Raw genomic sequence first — 15,773 nt, 5'->3', positions numbered from 1 at the left:
CATCATGGATAAATTCTTGCTGCAGCAGCAGGTGCTGGAACGCCTCGCGCAAGACCTGCTGCAAGTCGAACAGGCAGCGCGGACGGCGCATGAAACGGCGACTCACGAAGAGAACATCGCCGAAAACAAATACGACACCTTGGGTCTCGAAGCCGCCTACCTGGCCAGCGGCCAGGCGCGCCGCGCCGAAGCCATCCGCCAGGCAATCGCCAACTGGCGTCAATTCCGCCCGCATGCCTACGACCCCAGCCAGGGCATACAGATCGGCGCCCTGGTCTGCCTGGTCGATGCCGACGACAAGCAGCAACAGCTCTTTCTCGGTCCGGATGGAGGCAGCATGAAGTTGGTGAGCGGCGCCCAGCTCGTCCAGGTCATCAGCCGCGAAGCCCCGTTGGGCAGGGCCATGCTCGGCAAACACGAAGGGGATGAGGTGTCGATACAGATCGCTTCCGTCCGACAGAAGTTTGAGGTGCTGCGGGTTCATTGAGCCACAGCCGCGCTCACGCCGGTGACTTGATCGCGCAACCGCACAGACCTTGCCCATGCACGCATCGACGCCGACACCGCAGGCACCGTTCGCCCTCCCAGGCCCACAGCTGCCGCGGCTCTACACCTTTCGCCGCTGCCCCTACGCGATGCGCGCACGGATGGCGCTGCTGCAAGCCGGGCGCGACTTCGAGGCGGTGGAGGTCAGCTTGCGCGACAAGCCCGCGAGCTTGCTGGCCCTGTCTCCCAAGGCGACGGTACCCGTGCTGCAACTGCCCGACGGCAGCGTGATCGAGGAGAGCTGGGACATCATGCGCTGGGCACTGGCTGCGTCCGATGCGCTGGGCTGGTGGACGCGGGCGCAGTCGCCTGCGAACCTTGACCTGGTGCAGCGAAATGATGGTGACTTCAAGCTTCACCTGGACCGCTGGAAGTACCCCCAGCGCTACGCGAGCGAGACCCTCACGCCAGACGCACACCGCGACAGGGCGCTGGATGTGCTTCTGCGACCACTGGAGGCAAGGCTGCAAGGCACACCCTTCCTGGGCGGCGCCACAGCCTGTGCCACCGAGCTGGCCGTGATGCCCTTCGTCCGCCAGTTCGCCTCGGTGAACCCGGCATGGTTTGCAGCGCTGGACTTGCCGTCGCTAAGGTCATGGCTGAACGGCTGGCTCGTCAACCCGCTGTTCGTTGCTTGCATGGTCAAGTTGCCGGCGGAAGGTGCAAATCGCTTCCCGCCGATCCCGTCGCCCATGCCTTGAGCCGCGGCGCAACCTCATCTCTCGAAATCAACCCACCACCGCTCCAACCTCCCCCGCGCACCCGCCTGCACATTCGCCCTCCCCAATTCGCCGCCGTAATGCGCCATCACCCTCCGGTCCATCAGCCGGAACCACAGCGGCGGCACATAGGCCACCAGCAGCAGGCCGGCATAGCCGCTGGGCAGCTGCGGCGCCTGCGCGAAATGCCGCAGGGCCTGGTAGCGGCGGGCCGGATGGGCATGGTGGTCGCTGTGGCGTTGCAGGTGGTACAGGAACAGGTTGGACATGCGGTGGTTGCTGTTCCATGAATGCTCGGGCGCGCAGCGCTCGTAGCGGCCGTCGGGCCCGCGCTGGCGCAAGAGGCCGTAGTGCTCGATGTAGTTCACCACCTCCAGCAACTGGGCCCCGTAGAACGCCTGCACCAGCAGGAAGGGCAGCACCGCCAAGCCCAGCCAGATGACCAGGCCGGCGTAGAGCACCACCGTCAGGCCCCAAGCCTGCAGGCATTGGTTGCGCCAGTGCCAGGGACCGTGACCGCGGCCAGCCAGACGGTCGCGTTCGAGCTGCCAGGCCGAGCGCAGGCTGCCCCACATGGTGCGCGGCAGGAAGGCCCAGAAGCTCTCGCCCAGGCGCGCGCTGGCCGGGTCCTCGGGCGTGGCCACGCGCCGGTGGTGGCCGCGGTTGTGCTCGACGAAGAAGTGGCCGTACGCCACCGGCGCCAGCACCAGGCGCGACAGCCAGCGCTCCCAGGCAGCGTGCTTGTGGCCCAGCTCGTGGGCGGTATTGATGGCCACGCCATTGATGCCCCCCACCGTCAGCACCAGCCCCATGAAACCCACCACGCCGAGCCCACCGTGCACCGCCAGCCAGGCGCCGAGCAGCGTCAGCCCGAACTGCAGCGGCACAAAGAGCAGCAGCACGAAGAGGTACCAGCGGTCGGCCTCGATCGCGGGCACCTGGGCCTCGGGCGGGTTGCTGCGGTCCTCGCCCAGCAGCGTGTCCAGCAGCGGGATCAACGTGTACATGACGCCCGGCAGCAGCCAAAGCCAGAAGGCGTCGCCGCTGCGCCCGGCCTGCCAGACATTCAGCCACGCCAGCCCCGGGAACAGGCCCGACAGCAGCCAGGCATGACGCTTGGTGTCGCGCCACCGAGTGGGGGAAGGCGCGGGCTCAGGGGCCGACAGGGTGGCAGGCATGACGGCATGCTCGGCCGCCCGCCTGCGGCCGTCAAGGTAGGCGGACGGCGGGTTTACACAGGACCTCGTACGGGCCGGCGCCTGCCGGTGTAAGTTCCGACTGTCCCTGGCCGACCTAACACCAGATCCATCGAAATCGCACCCGCCATGCTGATCAAAACCACCGCCGCCCACGAGCCCCTGTCCAGCGAGATCACGCCACGCCGCGTCTACCTGAACCGCCGCGCAGCACTGGCCGGTCTCGGCCTGGTGGCCACGTCGCCACTGGCCCTGGCCCAGGCCGCGCCGGGCGGCGGCAAGCTGCCAAAGCTGCCAGGTGGCCGCTCGGCCGTGCCCGGCTCGCTCGTCATGGACAAGCTCACCAGCTACAGCGACGCGACCTCGTACAACAACTTCTACGAGTTCGGCACCGACAAGGCCGACCCGGCCGCCAACGCCCACACGCTGAAGCCCCGGCCCTGGACGGTCAGCGTCGAAGGCGAATGCGCCAAACCCGGCCGCTATGACCTGGACGCCCTGCTCAAGCTCGCCCCCATGGAAGAGCGCGTCTACCGGTTGCGCTGCGTCGAGGGCTGGAGCATGGTCATCCCCTGGGTGGGCTATTCGCTGGCCGAGCTGATCAAAAAGGCCGAGCCGACCTCCAAGGCCAAGTACGTCGAGTTCACGACGCTGGCCGACCGCAGCCAGATGCCCGGCCTGCGCTCAGGCGTGCTGGACTGGCCCTATGTCGAAGGCCTGCGCATCGACGAGGCCATGCACCCGCTGGCCCTGCTGGCCTTCGGCATGTATGGGGAGGTGCTGCCCAACCAGAACGGCGCGCCGCTGCGCCTCGTCACGCCCTGGAAGTACGGCTTCAAGTCGGCCAAGAGCATCGTCAAGATCCGCTTCGTCGAGAAGCAGCCCGTCAGCAGCTGGGAGCACAGCGCGCCGCAGGAATACGGCTTCTATTCCAACGTGAACCCCAGCGTGGCCCATCCGCGCTGGAGCCAGGCCACGGAGCGCCGCATCGGCGAGGACGGCCTGTTCGCCAAGAAACGGCCGACGTTGATGTTCAACGGCTATGAGGCCCAGGTCGGGCAGCTCTACGCGGGCATGGACCTGAAGCGCAACTTCTGATGAAGGCCGCGTTGACGCGCGCGCTGCTGCACCCAGCGGCGAAGGTGGTGCTGTTCCTGCTTTGCCTGGGCCCGCTGGCCTGGCTGGTCTACGGCGCCGTCGCCAACCAGCTCGGCGCCAACCCGGCCGAGGCCTTGATCCGGCGACTGGGCGACTGGACGCTGCGCGGCCTGTGGCTGACGCTCACCATCACGCCACTGCGCGAGCTGACCGGCCTCGCCGCACTCGCCAGATTCCGCCGCATGCTGGGCGTGTTCACGTTCAGCTACGCCACCCTGCATCTGCTCGCCTATGGCTGGCTGGACCAGGGTCTGGACCTCGGCGTCATCGCCGCCGACATCGCCAAGCGCCCCTTCATCCTGATGGGCTTCACGGCCTGGGCGCTGATGCTCCCGCTGGCCGCCACCAGCTTCAACAAGGCCATCAAGGCCCTCGGTGCCAAGCGCTGGCAGGCCCTGCATAAGGCCATCTACGCCATCGCCGTCATCGCGCTGATGCACTTCATCTGGATGCGCGCGGGCAAGAACAATTTCGCCGAGCCGGCCGTCTACGGCGTGATCCTTGCCGCGCTGCTGGGGTGGCGCCTCTGGAAGCGCTTGCGCAGGAAATAGCCCCCGGCTGGGATAATCCGGCGCTTTGCCCGGCCTGTCCCATGCCCGACCCCACCTCCATCGACGTTGCCATCCTCGGCGGCGGCCCAGCGGGCTGCAGCGCCGCGTCGTGGCTGGCGCAGCTGGGAATGTCGACGCTGCTGGTCGAGCGCGAGACCCAGCTCTGCGCCGCATTGCGCGGCCTGGATTTCCGCCAGGACTGGGTGCTGGGACAGCCGGCCGCCGCCCTCGCCGAGCTGGCGCTGCACTACGCAAAACAAGTGGAATCCACATCGGGCATCGCGTTGCGCCTGGGCACCAAGGCCGAATCGGCACGCCATGCGGCCGGCGCCTGGACGCTGCAGCTGGCCACCGGCGAGCATGTGCAATCGCGCGCCCTGCTGGTCGCCACCGGCCTGCGCCTGCTGCGCCCGGCGCGCTATTTCGCCGTGCCCCACCCGCGGGTACTGGACGCCACCTCGCTGACGGCCCGCCGCGAAAACCTGGCCCCCGGCAGCGTGCTGCTGCTCGGCGCCGGCGACAACGCCGCCGAGAACGCCCTCTTCCTGGCCGAGCGCGGCTTTGCCGTGACGCTGTGGGCCCGCGGAAGCTGGCGCGCCCAGACCCATCTGGTCTCGCGCGCAGAGGCCCACCCGCGCATCCAGCTGCGCCTGGCCACGCCCCTGCCCGATGCGCTGCGCCCCGATGACAGCGGCGTGACCGTTGGCGATGAGCGCTTTGATGCCGTCGTCGCGCTGCTGGGCTTCGAGCCCGAGCCCTCGGCCTTCACCCTGCTCAGCGAGCACGACCGCCCCCACGCCTTCGTCGCCGGCGACGCCAGCGCCCGCTGGCACCCCTGCGTGCAGACGGCTCTGGCCGACGGCGTGCAGGCCGCCAAGCTCATCGAGCAGGCCCTGCGCCCGGAAGGCCCCGCCGCTGCGCCGCAGCGCTTCAACAACCGCCAGGTCATCCATCTGCAGGGCCTGCGCTTCAAGGCCAACCTGGGCATCCTGGACTTCGAGCGCACCGGCCCCCAGCCCATCCAGGTGGATGCCGAAGTCAACCTCGGCGCCCTGCCCATCGTCGCGCGCGACGCCGACATCGGCCGCGTGCTGGACTACCGCCGCATCCGCGCGGCCATCATCGACGAGTGCACCACCGAGCACACCGACCTGGTCGAAGCCCTGGTGGGCAAGCTCAGCAACCGCCTGATGAGCCTCGCCGGCGTCGTCGGCGTGCGCGTGAAGCTGACCAAGCTCGAAATCTTTCCGGACTGCGAAGTCGCAGTCAGCTCCGAAACTGGAATCTGGTGAACGCCATGTCTGAAGTTGTCGACCTTGACCAAGCCGCCGCCGAGAAGAAGGCTGCGCACGAGATCAACAAGCTGTCCAAGCGCCTGCACCGCCAGGTTGGCCAGGCCATCACCGACTTCAACATGATCGAAGACGGCGACAAGGTCATGGTCTGCCTGTCGGGCGGCAAGGACAGCTACGCGATGCTGGACATCCTGCTCAACCTGCAGGTGCGCGCGCCCATCAAGTTCAGCATCGTCGCCGTCAACCTCGACCAGAAGCAGCCCGGCTTCCCCGAGGAAGTGCTGCCCAACTACCTGCGTTCGCGCGGCGTGGACTTCCATATCGAGAACCAGGACACCTATTCCATCGTCAAGAAGCTCATCCCCGAGGGCAAGACGACCTGCAGCCTGTGCTCGCGCCTGCGCCGCGGCATCCTCTACCGCGTGGCCGGCGAGTTGGGTGCCACCAAGATCGCGCTGGGCCATCATCGCGACGACATGGTCACGACGCTGTTCCTGAACATGTTCTTCGGCAGCCGCATGAAGGGCATGCCACCCAAGCTGGTCAGCGACGACGGCAAGAACGTCGTCATCCGCCCGCTGGCCTATGTGAAGGAGCCCGACCTGGTGCGCTGGGCCGAGCACCGCGAGTTCCCCATCATCCCGTGCAACCTCTGCGGCAGCCAGGAGAACCTGCAGCGCGTGCAGGTCAAGGCCATGATCAACGAGTGGGAAAAGCGCTACCCGGGCCGCATCGACAACATCTTCACGGCCATGGGCAGCATCGTGCCCTCGCACATGATGGACAAGAAGCTCTTCCCCTTCGAGACCATGAAGGCGACGGGCCACGCCGAGCCCAACGGCGACATCGCCTTCGACGACGATGAATCTTGCGCGACGCCTTCGCCGGCCGCTTCGGTGATCACGCTGCAACGCTGATTTACATCCGGGAAATCTGGCGGGGTCAGAATGCCTCCATCGCCAAGATGGAGGTGTTCCATGAACCGCCGCCTGCTCCTGTCCGCCGTCGCTGCCGCGTCGGTCCTTGCCATCACCGGCTGCGCCGGTCCCTACACGGTCTCCGCTGATGTCTCCAGTTATGGCAACTGGCCGGCCGACCGCAAGCCCGGCACCTACGCCTTCGACCGCCTGCCCTCGCAGCAGCAGAGCGAGGAAGCCGCCAAGCGCCAGGAAATTCTTGAGAACGCCGCCAAGGCCGCCCTCGAGAAGGCCGGCTTCAAGCCCGCCGCCGACGCCAAGAGCGCCGACGTCCTCGTGACGCTGGGCGCCCGCGTCACCGCCTACGACCCCGTGCCCTGGGACGACCCGCTGTGGTGGCGCTGGCGCGGCCGCCTGCTCTCGCCGCGCTACGGCTACGCGCCCGGCTGGGGCCGCTTCGGCTGGCGCCAGGATCCCTTCTTCGACCGCCGCTACGACCGCGCCGTGGCCGTGCTGATGCGCGACCGCGCCAGCGGTGAAGCCCTGTTCGAGACCCACGCCAGCAACGAGGGCTTCACGGCCGGCGGCGAATCGACCATCAGCACGCTGTTTGACGCGGCCCTGGCCGAGTTCCCCAAGGTCGAGCCCAAGTCGCACCGCGTGTCCGTTCAAGCAATTCGCTAGCCCGTAGGAGGCGTCCCGCCTGCCCATAATCGCGACTTCGTTCAAACGCAGTCGCAAGGCAGGCATGGCCCTCAATATCGTGATCATGGCGGCGGGCAAAGGGACCCGCATGAAGTCGGCAACGCCCAAGGTGTTGCACAAGCTCGCCGGCCGCTCGCTGCTGGGCCATGTGCTGAAAAGCTGTGAAGCCCTGGCCGCCGACGCCCGCATCGTCATCACCGGCCATGGCGCCGACCAGGTCGAGGCCGCCACCCAGGGCGTCTCGTTCGTGCGCCAGATGCCGCAGCTGGGCACCGGCCACGCCATCCAGCAGGTCGTGCCCGCCCTCGTCGGCGAAGGCACGACGCTGATCCTGAACGGCGACGTGCCCCTCATCGAGACGACGACGGCCAAGGCCCTCATCGAGGCCTGCGCCGGCCACGCCCTCGTGCTGCTGACCGTCGACCTCGCCGACCCCACCGGCTACGGCCGCATCATCCGCGACCCCGATGACGGCGGCGTGCTCGCCATCGTCGAGCACAAGGACGCGACACCGGAGCAGCGCCTGATCCACGAGGGCTACAGCGGCATGATGGCCGCCCCCACCGGCGCGCTGAAGCGCTGGGTCGGCGCCCTGACCAACAACAACGCCCAGGGCGAGTACTACCTGACCGACATCGTCGCCATGGCCGTCGCCGAAGGCCTGCCGGTGCTGGGCATCAAGGCCCACAACGAGATCGAGGTGCTGGGCGTCAACGACCCGGTGCAGCTGTCCCAGCTGGAGCGCGCCTTCCAGGCCCGACAGGCCGAACAGCTGATGCGCGCCGGCGTGCGCCTGGCCGACCCGGCCCGCTTCGATCTGCGCGGCACGCTGACCCACGGCCAGGATGTCGAGATCGACGTCAACTGCGTCTTCGAGGGCGACGTGAGCCTGGGCGACGGCGTGCGCGTCGGCGCCCACTGCGTGATCCGCAACGTCAAGATCGCTGCTGGAGCACGCATCCATGAGTTCACCCACATCGACGGCGAGGCTGCCGGCGCCAGCGTCGGCGAAGGCGCCCTGATCGGCCCCTTCGCCCGCCTGCGCCCCGGCGCCCAGCTCGGCGCGGAAGTCCACATCGGCAACTTCGTCGAGGTCAAGAACTCGACGCTGGCCAAGGGCGCCAAGGCCAACCACCTGGCCTATCTGGGCGACGCCACGGTCGGCGAACGCGTCAACTACGGCGCCGGCTCCATCACCGCCAACTACGACGGCGCCAACAAGCACCGCACCACCATTGGCGACGACGTGCATGTCGGCTCCAACTGTGTCCTGGTTGCGCCCATCTCTATCGGCAACGGCGCCACGATTGGCGGCGGCTCCACCATCACCAAGGAAGTTGCACCCGGTGATCTGGCTGTCGCCCGCGGCAAACAGGTTTCAATTGCTGGCTGGACCCGCCCGACCAAGAAGCGTTGAATAGAGGCGTCGCTGTGACTTAGTTCCGGCGATTGCGTCACGGGGCCCGGGTTGAGGGGAAGCCCGCCGGCCCGGCCCGCCGTTACGATGGCCCTGCCTCACGAAAGCCGCTGTATCCATGGCCCACGAACTCGACTTTGCCGCGCTCTCGCTTGACGATGCCGTCCCGGCCGATCTCGGTGCCTATGAGATCGTCCAGGCGCAAAGTGAAGCCGATGCGCGCAACCGTGCCCTCGAACTGAAGGCCCAGGCCTGCGACAACGCGGCCGAAGCCTGCTGGTATCTGGCCCGCAGCCTCGGTGCCGCACGTGACCTGCCCCAGGACGGCGAAGCCAGCCTGGAACTGCTGTTCCAGCTGATCGGCGCCCTGGCCGACCTGCCCACCGACATCGCCACCGCCCCCCTGCCTGAAGTGGTGGGCGGCCGCGACGACGGCATCACCGAACTCTGCCTGCAACTCGAGGCGGCCCGCGAGGTGACCGAGGAAGCATTGATCGACGCCGAGCTCGCTCCGGCCCGCAGCCAGCACTGCCACTGAACCGAATCGCACCAAGCAAAAGGCGCCCCGAGGGGCGCCTTTTTCATGGCTCAACAGCTTACTGCGGCTGGGCGGGAGCTTGGCTCACCACCGTGGCAGGCGGCAGGGTCAGGCGGTTGTCGACCGCCTTCACGCCATTCGCGGAGGAGGCGACCACCGTGGCGCGCTCCCGGGTCAGGGCATCCGGGGCCTGACCTTCCAGCTTCACGACACCATGGTCGGTGCTGACGGCGATGGGGACGGCGGCCAGCGTCGAGTCGGCGGCCAGGGCGATGCGCACCTTGGCGGTGATGCCGCTGTCCTCAACCACCGGCTGAACCGGCGCTTGCGGCATGGCCTGGGCCAGCGGCGGCGTGCCCGTCGCGGCCGAACTGGCAGCCGTGTCAGGTGTGGCCGAGGCCAGAGGCGCCGTCGTGGGCGGCACGACCTGCGGCGGGGTCACCGTGGCCGGGCCGGCGGCGGTCGGCGGCATCACGATGGGCGCGTTCCCGGGCGGCACGCTCAGGGGCTGGGCCTCCACCGGCGCAGCAGCAACCGTCGTCGGCGGCGGCAGCGTGGCGATCACAGGCGCGGCCGGCGTGATCGGCGCGGAGCGCTGGACCATCTCAGGACGCGGCGAGGGCGTCGGGGCCTGGGCCACCACCGGGCGCGGCTCGACGGCCGGGCGGGTGGTCGTCACGGGCGGGCCCAGGCGAGCCGGCGCGACTTCTTCGGCCGGAGCCGGCGTCGGCGTTGCAGCGGCCACCGTGGTCGTCGCGCTGTCCTGAGCCTGCGACGCGGCGGGCGTCTCAGGGGCGGGCGTCGCGTCGGCCACCTGGGTCGGCTGCTCGGCGCTGCCCACCACGAGGGCGGGCGGCGTCACCGGCGCCTCGCTCGGACGGTTCATCGCCCAGATGGCGACGGCGGCAATGATGGCGGCGCCGGCACCGGCCGGAATCATCCAGCTCATCTGGCGGTCGCGCTGGATCGCGGCGGCCGAAGGTGCCGTAGACACGGTCGGCTGGGGACGGACGAAGACGGGGTCCACGCGCGGCTTCTGCGGCGCTGCCGCCTCGGCATTCAGCGGCGCGTGGATATCAATCTTGGCGCCCGCACCGGTGGGCTTGAATCGCGCCGGACCGATAGCGGGCTTCGCTTGGCCGGACTTCAGCGCGTCGGGCAGATGCTCGGGCTTGGTTTCTTCCAGGTGGCTGGCCCAACCCTCGGCGTGCATCGATTTCGGGAATTTCATATCTGCCTCCAGATCGTCGTGATCGACGTTTGCGGTGGAGACAACTTTGAGGTGACCCGGCCCTGTGCCTTGCCGGTGCAGCGTCCTTAGGCTTGTAGGACAAGGGGACCGGGATGTGAGCGCTTGTTAGCGCTGTGAGGAAACGGGCTTAGAAGCCGCGCACAGGCAACTTCTCGTCACGCTGCAACCAATTGCGTGGCGAGTAGCGACTGGCGCCGTCGGTCACGTGCAGGGTGTAGGCGTGGCGCGACTTGTCGGAGCGGTTGGCCGCCGAGTAATGCGGCAGCAGGCCGTGGAAGACGACCAGGGAACCGGCCTCGACTTCGAGCGGAATGGCCTGCTTGGAGTCGGCTGCCGGCCAAGGCGTGGCGTCGATCTGCTCCATCCAGGCCTTGCGGCCCTCGCGCACAAAGCGCTCGCGCAGCACGCCGCGCTGGCCCTTGTGGCCGCCGGGTTCGGTCCACAGGCAACCGTTCTGCAGCGTCGCGTCTTCCAGCGCGAACCAGAAGGTCGTCACGGTGATGGGATCGCTTTCGAAGAAGCTGGCGTCCTGGTGCCAGCGCACCTCGCCGCCAATGCCGGGCTGCTTGAAGATGAACATGCTCTGCCAGACCTGGGGCTGCTTCAGTCCCAGTTCGGCCGCGACACCGCGCAGGGCCTCGCCCTTGGAGAAGGCGCTGAAGACGGGGTCGAGGTCATGCATGGCATGCCCGATCTTGTTGATGGCCAGTTCCTTGGGTACGCGCAGCTTGCCTTGCGCGTCGAAGGCCTCCTCCTCGAAGAAGCAGCGCATCTGGTCGCCGCTGTCGATGAAGTAGTCGTCGACGTGGCGCTGCTGTTCCTCGGTCGTGAAGACGGGGCGCTGCTCGCCGGGGTCGAAGGCGTCGACAAGGTCCAGGGCGCGCTGGCGCAGCGCGGCAATGTCGGCGGCGGACTTGAAGCCCGGGATGACGAGGAAGCCTTGTTCGGCGTAGCGGGCAGCGTCAATAGTCATGGGGATGCTCAGGGAGTTGTGCGGATTGTGTAGCCGGCGAGAGGCGCCCACAGTGCGCCACCTCAACACCCCGGGAGAGTCCCGATGAAAGCGCTCAAGGTCCTGCTGATCGTTGTCGTCGCGCTGGCCCTGCTCATCGGCGTGGGCGGCCTGCTGCTGTCGCCCAAGTACACCGTCACGCGCACCCTGGTGATCAACGCGGCGCCGGACAAGATCTACGCCCTCATCGCCGACCCGCGCGGCTGGAAGCAGTGGAGCGCCTGGAACCAGCGCGACCCGGCCATGGCCATCGAATACAGCGGCCCGGCCTCCGGCGCCGGCGCCGTCTGGGCCTGGAAGAGCAAGAGCCAGGGCGACGGCCGCATGACCTTCACGACGGCCGAGGCACCCAAGCGCCTGGCCTATGAGCTCTTCTTCCCCGACTTCAACACCACCTCGACCGGCGACTTCCGCCTCGACGCCAACGGCGGTGCGACCCAGGTCACCTGGTCGATGGACGGCGACATGGGCAGCAACCCGATGTACCGCTGGATGGGCCTGTTCATGGACAAGATGGTCGGGCCGGATTTCGATGCGGGACTGGCGAACCTGAAGGCGCTGGCCGAGAAGTAGGGCCTGTTAGCCCTGCGGCGATGGGCCGCGAAGGCCCGCCGCAAGGGGGCCAATCTAGACGCAGCGCGCCGCCCGCACTCGTGTGCGGGCCAGGGCTGCAACAACGAGTGGCCCCTTGCGGCGGGCCTTCCCGAAGGGTTGAGGACAGAAGGGCCGCAGGCTGTGTTGCAAATCCTCGATGGGTATCAACCCAGCTTGCGGTTTGCTGTCGTGCCTGCGACCCTTCTGGCCACAACGCGACCCATCGCCGCAGGGCTAACAGGCCCTCTGAAGAGGCCCGCGGCGCCCAGCAGGATGGCCGCCGCACCCAGCCACTGCAGCGCCGCCAATTCATGCCCCAGGGCCAGCCAGTCGACCCCGATGGCCACGACCGGATAGAGGAAGGACAGGCCGCCCTGCAGGGCGGTCGGCAGGCGCTGCACGCCTGCATACATCAACGCATACATCGCCCCGGTATGCACGGCGCCCAGCACCACCAGCGGCATCCAGCCCCGGGCCGTCTGCGGCAGATGGCCGAAGTCGGCGAAGGGCGCCAGCATCAGCAGGCCCACGGCCACCTGGATCAGCGCGATCAGCGGGGCCGGCATGCCGGCAAGCCGCTTGGTGATGACGGCCGCCACCGCCCACAGCGCCGCGGCGCCCAGGGCCATGGCCACGCCCAGGCCGAAGTCGCCACCGACATAGCCGGCGCTCGGCTTGGCCTGCACGATGAGCACCATGCCCGCGAAGGCCAGCCCCACCCAAGCCAGTCGCCCCACGCTGAGCTTTTCGCCGAAGAACACCACGCCCAGGCCCATCAGCAGGAAGGGCTGCAGGTTGTAGACCGCCGTGGCCACGGCCACCGAGGCGCGGCCATAGGCGCCGAACAGCAGCACCCAGTTCAGCACGATGGCGACGCCGCCCAGCACGGCCAGGCCGAGTTGCGAAGCACTGGGCCGGCGCCACAGCCGCAGGGCCGTGCAGATCAGCGCCAGCGTCAGCAGGCCGAAGCCGCAGCGCCAGAACACCACATCCAGCGGCGCCAGGCCCGACAGCAGCACGAAATAGCCGATGGAGCCCAGCAGGCTCATTGCGCTGCCCATCTCGAGGGCGCCACGGGTGGTGGGGGACACGGTGCTTCCTTGCAATGACGAGGGAGGCCATTGTTCCAAGGCGGCCTTCATCGATACATGCAATTTGCACGGCCATTTGATGACTTGGCAGAATCAGCAACGGAGAATTGCAATCCGGACCTAATCATGATCGATGACACCGACCGCCTGCTGCTGGCTGCCCTGGCCGCCGACGCCCGCGCGCCGCTGAAGGACCTGGCCGAGGCTATTCGGCTGTCGCCGCCGGCCACCTCGGAGCGGCTGGCGCGCCTGAAGGAGCGTGGCGTCATCCGCGCCTTCACCATCGACATCGACCCGCTGGCCCTGGGCTTCACACTGCAGGCTATCGTGCGCGTGCGGCCCATGCCTGGCGCCCTGGCCCAGGTACAGCAGCGCATCGAGGACATGCCCGAGGCGCTGGAATGCGACAAGGTCACCGGCGACGACTGCTTCGTGCTGCGCCTGGCCCTGCGCTCCATCGAGCACCTCGACCAGGCCCTGGATCGCCTGGCCGACTGTGCCCAGACCAGCTCCAGCATCGTCAAGGCCCAGCCGCTGCGCCGTCGCGCGCCGATGCTGAAACTCGCCGGCTGACTTCCTCAATCGACAGCCGTCTTCCCCCCGGAAGCGGTGGCGGCGGCGCCCCCGACGATTGACCCCGGCGTGGCGCAGGCGCAAGGTCCGCAAGCCCCTCCAGGAAAGGACGCGTCATGAAGTCTCTGCTCCACCGCGCACGGCTCTGGCTCGCTGCGCTGCTGTTCGCCCCCACGCTGCTGCTGGCCGCGCCCTACGAGGTCATCGGCGCCATCGGCACGCACCAGACGGGCGGCCCCTTCATCACCAATCTCGGCAACGGCACCTCGCGCTGGGTCACGCCACTGGACTGGACCAACAACAACGCCTTCGCGACCGGACCGGTGTTCTTCATCGCGACCATGCAATGGGTCGGCGGCTCGCCGGTCAATGCCAACGCCATGCAGTGGGACAACGCCGCCGGCATGTTCCGGCAGGGCAATCTGACGGCCGAGGCGGACAACGAGGACCGCTTCATCAAGCTCAGCGATACCGACATCAGCTTTGCGGCGCTGAACCCGGTGTTCGGCATCGGCGCCGGCGACAGCCTGGCGGCCTTCGCCCTCGGCTCGTTTGCTCCCGGCCAGACCCTCAGCGCTGCCATCAATTTCCTGCTGACCGATTCCATCGGCGAGATGTGGTTCAACGGCGTCTTCGTCCAGCAGAAGCTGCCCCTGCCGGGCAGCCTGCCGCTGGTGATCGCCGCCGCGCTGGCCTGGGGCGCAGCACGCACCCGGCGCCGCGCCGGCTGAGCCCGGTCAGCGCAGCGACTCGCGCAGGAAGGCCAGCAGCCGCGGCCAGCCCTCGCCTTGGGCCTGGGCATCCGCATCCGCCTGGCCGCCGAACTTCATGAAGCCGTCGTTGTAGGTCGTCGTCGGCGCCCAGCCGTGGCCCGAGATGGCATGGCCGGCGCGCGGGTAGACCAGGCTCACCGTCTTCAGCCCCGAGGCGGCACGCCTGGCGGCGATGGCCTGCGCCATGCCGGCGGAATCCCAGACCTGGTCGTCGCCACCACCCAGCAGGAAGACCGGTGCGGCGATCTTCTCGACCGGGATGCGAGCGGCCTCCACACGCTCCGGATGTGCCGCGCGGCCCTTGTCCAGCGGGCGGCGGATGATGATGGCCAAGCCCCGCGCCGCGCCGGCAAACTCCTCGCCGAAGCCCTCATACGGCACCCACGGCAGAGCCTGGCCCTTCCACGCGAAGCCGGAGCGCTTGTCGGCCTGCGGCGCCTGGTTGCCCCAGCCCTCCCAGACCACGTCGCTGGGCACGATGGCCGCGACAGCCTTGATCCAGGGCATGCGGCTGGCTGCCGACAGCGCAAACTCCGCGCCCTTGGAGACGCCGTAGACGCCGATGCGGCTGGCGTCCACGCCGGGCTGTTTCGCCAGCCAGTCGCGCGCTTGCTCGAGGCGCACCAGGTCGATATCGACGAAGGAGTCGGGCAGGGCCGGCAGCTCGGGCGGTGTCGGGCCATTGGCGCCCCAGCCCGGCGGCGAGTAGTAGGGCAAGCCGAGCACCGCATAGCCCTGCGAGGCCAGCAGCGGCGCCGAGGTGCGGGCCGCGTTGCTGCCGCCTTCGGAGCCGCCCAGCACGATGAGAGCCGGGCGCTTGGCCGCGCCGCCCTGGGTGGCGAAGCGCGCGCCGGGAAACTCGGCCGGCTCGGTGACGACCACGTCGGCAGCCCGCGGCAGCAGGCGCACCCGCTGCTCGGCCAAAGGCTTGTCACCGTCGAGCAGTTGCAGCACGACCTCGTCGGCGCGCGCCTTGTCCAGCGTCGGCAGAGTCGTCGTGGCGCTGGCCGGTCGCATGGACCAGAACAGGCCGCGAGCATCAACGCGGGCATAGCTGCCTTCGATCGGCGCCTGCGTGTCCACATCGACCCGGCCGGCCGCGTCGGCAACGAAGATGGCCTGCGACTGGAAGGGCCGCGTGCCCCAGTCACTGCTGACGATGCGGCTGGCGCGCAGCGTCAGGCGGGCACCGGGCCTGGCGCCTTCGATGGCCAGGTGCAGCGGGTCGCCCGCGACGACCTCGGGGCCGGGGCGGACGTTCAGCGTCTGTGCGGCCAGTGGCAGGCAGGCCAGCAGGGCGGCGCCGAGGATGAAGGCTTGGCGGTGGGACATCGGGATCTCTGGTTGAGTTGCGATGCCCGCATGCTGTCGACGCCCTCATGCCGCCTCCAGCCGGCCGCGACGAATCGCCAGCCGAAGCGACGGGTGGCGAGGAA

General features: G+C 68.6%; 17 protein-coding genes and 1 pseudogene. 13 read left to right on the top strand and 5 right to left on the bottom strand.

The genetic code is table 11. From position 1 onward, the window contains the following. Positions 1 to 4: 4 nt before the first annotated feature. Positions 5 to 487, top strand: a complete 483-nt coding sequence (locus ACS5PN_RS20615; protein ID WP_439465888.1) for a GreA/GreB family elongation factor — start codon at positions 5 to 7, stop codon at positions 485 to 487. A gap of 55 nt (positions 488 to 542) precedes the next feature. Next, the gene (locus ACS5PN_RS20610) at positions 543 to 1,247 is read left to right on the top strand and encodes a glutathione S-transferase (RefSeq protein WP_439465887.1); all 705 of its coding nucleotides are present in this window, start codon (positions 543 to 545) and stop codon (positions 1,245 to 1,247) included. Positions 1,248 to 1,261: 14 nt separating this feature from the next. Here the strand turns inward: ACS5PN_RS20610 and ACS5PN_RS20605 are convergent, their stop codons facing one another. Continuing rightward, on the bottom strand, positions 1,262 to 2,443 hold the full coding sequence (locus ACS5PN_RS20605; RefSeq protein WP_439465886.1) for an alkane 1-monooxygenase: 1,182 nt from the start codon (positions 2,441 to 2,443) through the stop codon (positions 1,262 to 1,264). 147 nt (positions 2,444 to 2,590) lie between these two features. Between ACS5PN_RS20605 and msrP the strand changes: the two genes are divergently transcribed. From msrP to ACS5PN_RS20565, 8 genes and pseudogenes are all read left to right on the top strand, one after another. Next, the gene (gene msrP, locus ACS5PN_RS20600; protein WP_439465885.1) at positions 2,591 to 3,559 is read left to right on the top strand and encodes a protein-methionine-sulfoxide reductase catalytic subunit MsrP; all 969 of its coding nucleotides are present in this window, start codon (positions 2,591 to 2,593) and stop codon (positions 3,557 to 3,559) included. 11 nt (positions 3,560 to 3,570) lie between these two features. Further along, positions 3,571 to 4,170, top strand: a complete 600-nt coding sequence (locus ACS5PN_RS20595) for a sulfite oxidase heme-binding subunit YedZ (protein ID WP_439466384.1) — start codon at positions 3,571 to 3,573, stop codon at positions 4,168 to 4,170. Positions 4,171 to 4,211: 41 nt separating this feature from the next. Then, positions 4,212 to 4,910, top strand: a pseudogene (locus tag ACS5PN_RS20590) (FAD-dependent oxidoreductase); the annotation flags it as partial. 153 nt (positions 4,911 to 5,063) lie between these two features. Further along, a complete protein-coding gene (locus tag ACS5PN_RS20585) occupies positions 5,064 to 5,462 on the top strand; it encodes a dihydroneopterin aldolase (protein ID WP_439466383.1) in 399 nt (132 codons plus the stop codon). A gap of 5 nt (positions 5,463 to 5,467) precedes the next feature. Next, positions 5,468 to 6,382: a tRNA 2-thiocytidine(32) synthetase TtcA gene (ttcA, locus tag ACS5PN_RS20580; protein WP_439465884.1), complete on the top strand. Its 915-nt coding sequence runs from the start codon at positions 5,468 to 5,470 to the stop codon at positions 6,380 to 6,382. Positions 6,383 to 6,442: 60 nt separating this feature from the next. Next, positions 6,443 to 7,066, top strand: a complete 624-nt coding sequence (locus ACS5PN_RS20575; RefSeq protein ID WP_439465883.1) for a DUF4136 domain-containing protein — start codon at positions 6,443 to 6,445, stop codon at positions 7,064 to 7,066. 64 nt (positions 7,067 to 7,130) lie between these two features. Next, entirely contained in the window at positions 7,131 to 8,504 is a 1,374-nt protein-coding gene (gene glmU, locus ACS5PN_RS20570; RefSeq protein WP_439465882.1) for a bifunctional UDP-N-acetylglucosamine diphosphorylase/glucosamine-1-phosphate N-acetyltransferase GlmU, read from the top strand. Between the two features lie 118 nt (positions 8,505 to 8,622). Beyond that, entirely contained in the window at positions 8,623 to 9,042 is a 420-nt protein-coding gene (locus ACS5PN_RS20565) for a hypothetical protein (protein WP_439465881.1), read from the top strand. A gap of 58 nt (positions 9,043 to 9,100) precedes the next feature. Here ACS5PN_RS20565 and ACS5PN_RS20560 read toward each other — a convergent pair whose 3' ends face one another. Together ACS5PN_RS20560 and ACS5PN_RS20555 are read right to left on the bottom strand one after the other, a co-directional pair. Further along, positions 9,101 to 10,273 carry a BON domain-containing protein gene (locus tag ACS5PN_RS20560; protein WP_439465880.1) on the bottom strand — a complete coding sequence of 391 codons (1,173 nt, stop codon included), beginning with the start codon at positions 10,271 to 10,273 and terminating at the stop codon, positions 9,101 to 9,103. Between the two features lie 148 nt (positions 10,274 to 10,421). After that, positions 10,422 to 11,267 carry a phytanoyl-CoA dioxygenase family protein gene (locus tag ACS5PN_RS20555; protein ID WP_439465879.1) on the bottom strand — a complete coding sequence of 282 codons (846 nt, stop codon included), beginning with the start codon at positions 11,265 to 11,267 and terminating at the stop codon, positions 10,422 to 10,424. Positions 11,268 to 11,351: 84 nt separating this feature from the next. Here ACS5PN_RS20555 and ACS5PN_RS20550 point away from each other — a divergent pair, with 84 nt between their 5' ends. After that, positions 11,352 to 11,879, top strand: a complete 528-nt coding sequence (locus tag ACS5PN_RS20550; protein ID WP_439465878.1) for an SRPBCC family protein — start codon at positions 11,352 to 11,354, stop codon at positions 11,877 to 11,879. Between the two features lie 185 nt (positions 11,880 to 12,064). Here ACS5PN_RS20550 and ACS5PN_RS20545 read toward each other — a convergent pair whose 3' ends face one another. Then, positions 12,065 to 12,991: a DMT family transporter gene (locus tag ACS5PN_RS20545; RefSeq protein ID WP_439465877.1), complete on the bottom strand. Its 927-nt coding sequence runs from the start codon at positions 12,989 to 12,991 to the stop codon at positions 12,065 to 12,067. Between the two features lie 126 nt (positions 12,992 to 13,117). On the opposite strand from ACS5PN_RS20545, the gene ACS5PN_RS20540 reads away from it, so the two are divergent. Together ACS5PN_RS20540 and ACS5PN_RS20535 are read left to right on the top strand one after the other, a co-directional pair. Further along, on the top strand, positions 13,118 to 13,564 hold the full coding sequence (locus ACS5PN_RS20540) for an Lrp/AsnC family transcriptional regulator (protein ID WP_439465876.1): 447 nt from the start codon (positions 13,118 to 13,120) through the stop codon (positions 13,562 to 13,564). A 116-nt stretch (positions 13,565 to 13,680) separates the two neighbouring features. Beyond that, a complete protein-coding gene (locus ACS5PN_RS20535; RefSeq protein WP_439465875.1) occupies positions 13,681 to 14,295 on the top strand; it encodes a hypothetical protein in 615 nt (204 codons plus the stop codon). Between the two features lie 6 nt (positions 14,296 to 14,301). On the opposite strand, the gene ACS5PN_RS20530 is transcribed toward ACS5PN_RS20535, so the two are convergent. Further along, entirely contained in the window at positions 14,302 to 15,669 is a 1,368-nt protein-coding gene (locus ACS5PN_RS20530) for an acyl-CoA thioester hydrolase/BAAT C-terminal domain-containing protein (protein ID WP_439465874.1), read from the bottom strand. Between the last annotated feature and the right edge of the window lie 104 nt (positions 15,670 to 15,773).

The organism is Roseateles sp. NT4 (assembly GCF_051857475.1).
Classification (GTDB): domain Bacteria; phylum Pseudomonadota; class Gammaproteobacteria; order Burkholderiales; family Burkholderiaceae_C; genus Pelomonas.
This window is presented reverse-complemented; position numbering and strand designations above follow the sequence as displayed.

Excerpts from the sequence above, each read along its gene's own strand:
- ACS5PN_RS20615 (WP_439465888.1), top strand. The coding sequence starts at position 5 with ATGGATAAATTCTTGCTGCAGCAGCAGGTGCTGGAACGCCTCGCGCAA.
- ACS5PN_RS20610 (WP_439465887.1), top strand. The coding sequence starts at position 543 with ATGCACGCATCGACGCCGACACCGCAGGCACCGTTCGCCCTCCCAGGC.
- ACS5PN_RS20605 (WP_439465886.1), bottom strand. The coding sequence starts at position 2,443 with ATGCCTGCCACCCTGTCGGCCCCTGAGCCCGCGCCTTCCCCCACTCGG.
- msrP (WP_439465885.1), top strand. The coding sequence starts at position 2,591 with ATGCTGATCAAAACCACCGCCGCCCACGAGCCCCTGTCCAGCGAGATC.
- ttcA (WP_439465884.1), top strand. The coding sequence starts at position 5,468 with ATGTCTGAAGTTGTCGACCTTGACCAAGCCGCCGCCGAGAAGAAGGCT.
- ACS5PN_RS20575 (WP_439465883.1), top strand. The coding sequence starts at position 6,443 with ATGAACCGCCGCCTGCTCCTGTCCGCCGTCGCTGCCGCGTCGGTCCTT.
- glmU (WP_439465882.1), top strand. The coding sequence starts at position 7,131 with ATGGCCCTCAATATCGTGATCATGGCGGCGGGCAAAGGGACCCGCATG.
- ACS5PN_RS20565 (WP_439465881.1), top strand. The coding sequence starts at position 8,623 with ATGGCCCACGAACTCGACTTTGCCGCGCTCTCGCTTGACGATGCCGTC.
- ACS5PN_RS20560 (WP_439465880.1), bottom strand. The coding sequence starts at position 10,273 with ATGAAATTCCCGAAATCGATGCACGCCGAGGGTTGGGCCAGCCACCTG.
- ACS5PN_RS20555 (WP_439465879.1), bottom strand. The coding sequence starts at position 11,267 with ATGACTATTGACGCTGCCCGCTACGCCGAACAAGGCTTCCTCGTCATC.
- ACS5PN_RS20550 (WP_439465878.1), top strand. The coding sequence starts at position 11,352 with ATGAAAGCGCTCAAGGTCCTGCTGATCGTTGTCGTCGCGCTGGCCCTG.
- ACS5PN_RS20540 (WP_439465876.1), top strand. The coding sequence starts at position 13,118 with ATGATCGATGACACCGACCGCCTGCTGCTGGCTGCCCTGGCCGCCGAC.
- ACS5PN_RS20535 (WP_439465875.1), top strand. The coding sequence starts at position 13,681 with ATGAAGTCTCTGCTCCACCGCGCACGGCTCTGGCTCGCTGCGCTGCTG.
- ACS5PN_RS20530 (WP_439465874.1), bottom strand. The coding sequence starts at position 15,669 with ATGTCCCACCGCCAAGCCTTCATCCTCGGCGCCGCCCTGCTGGCCTGC.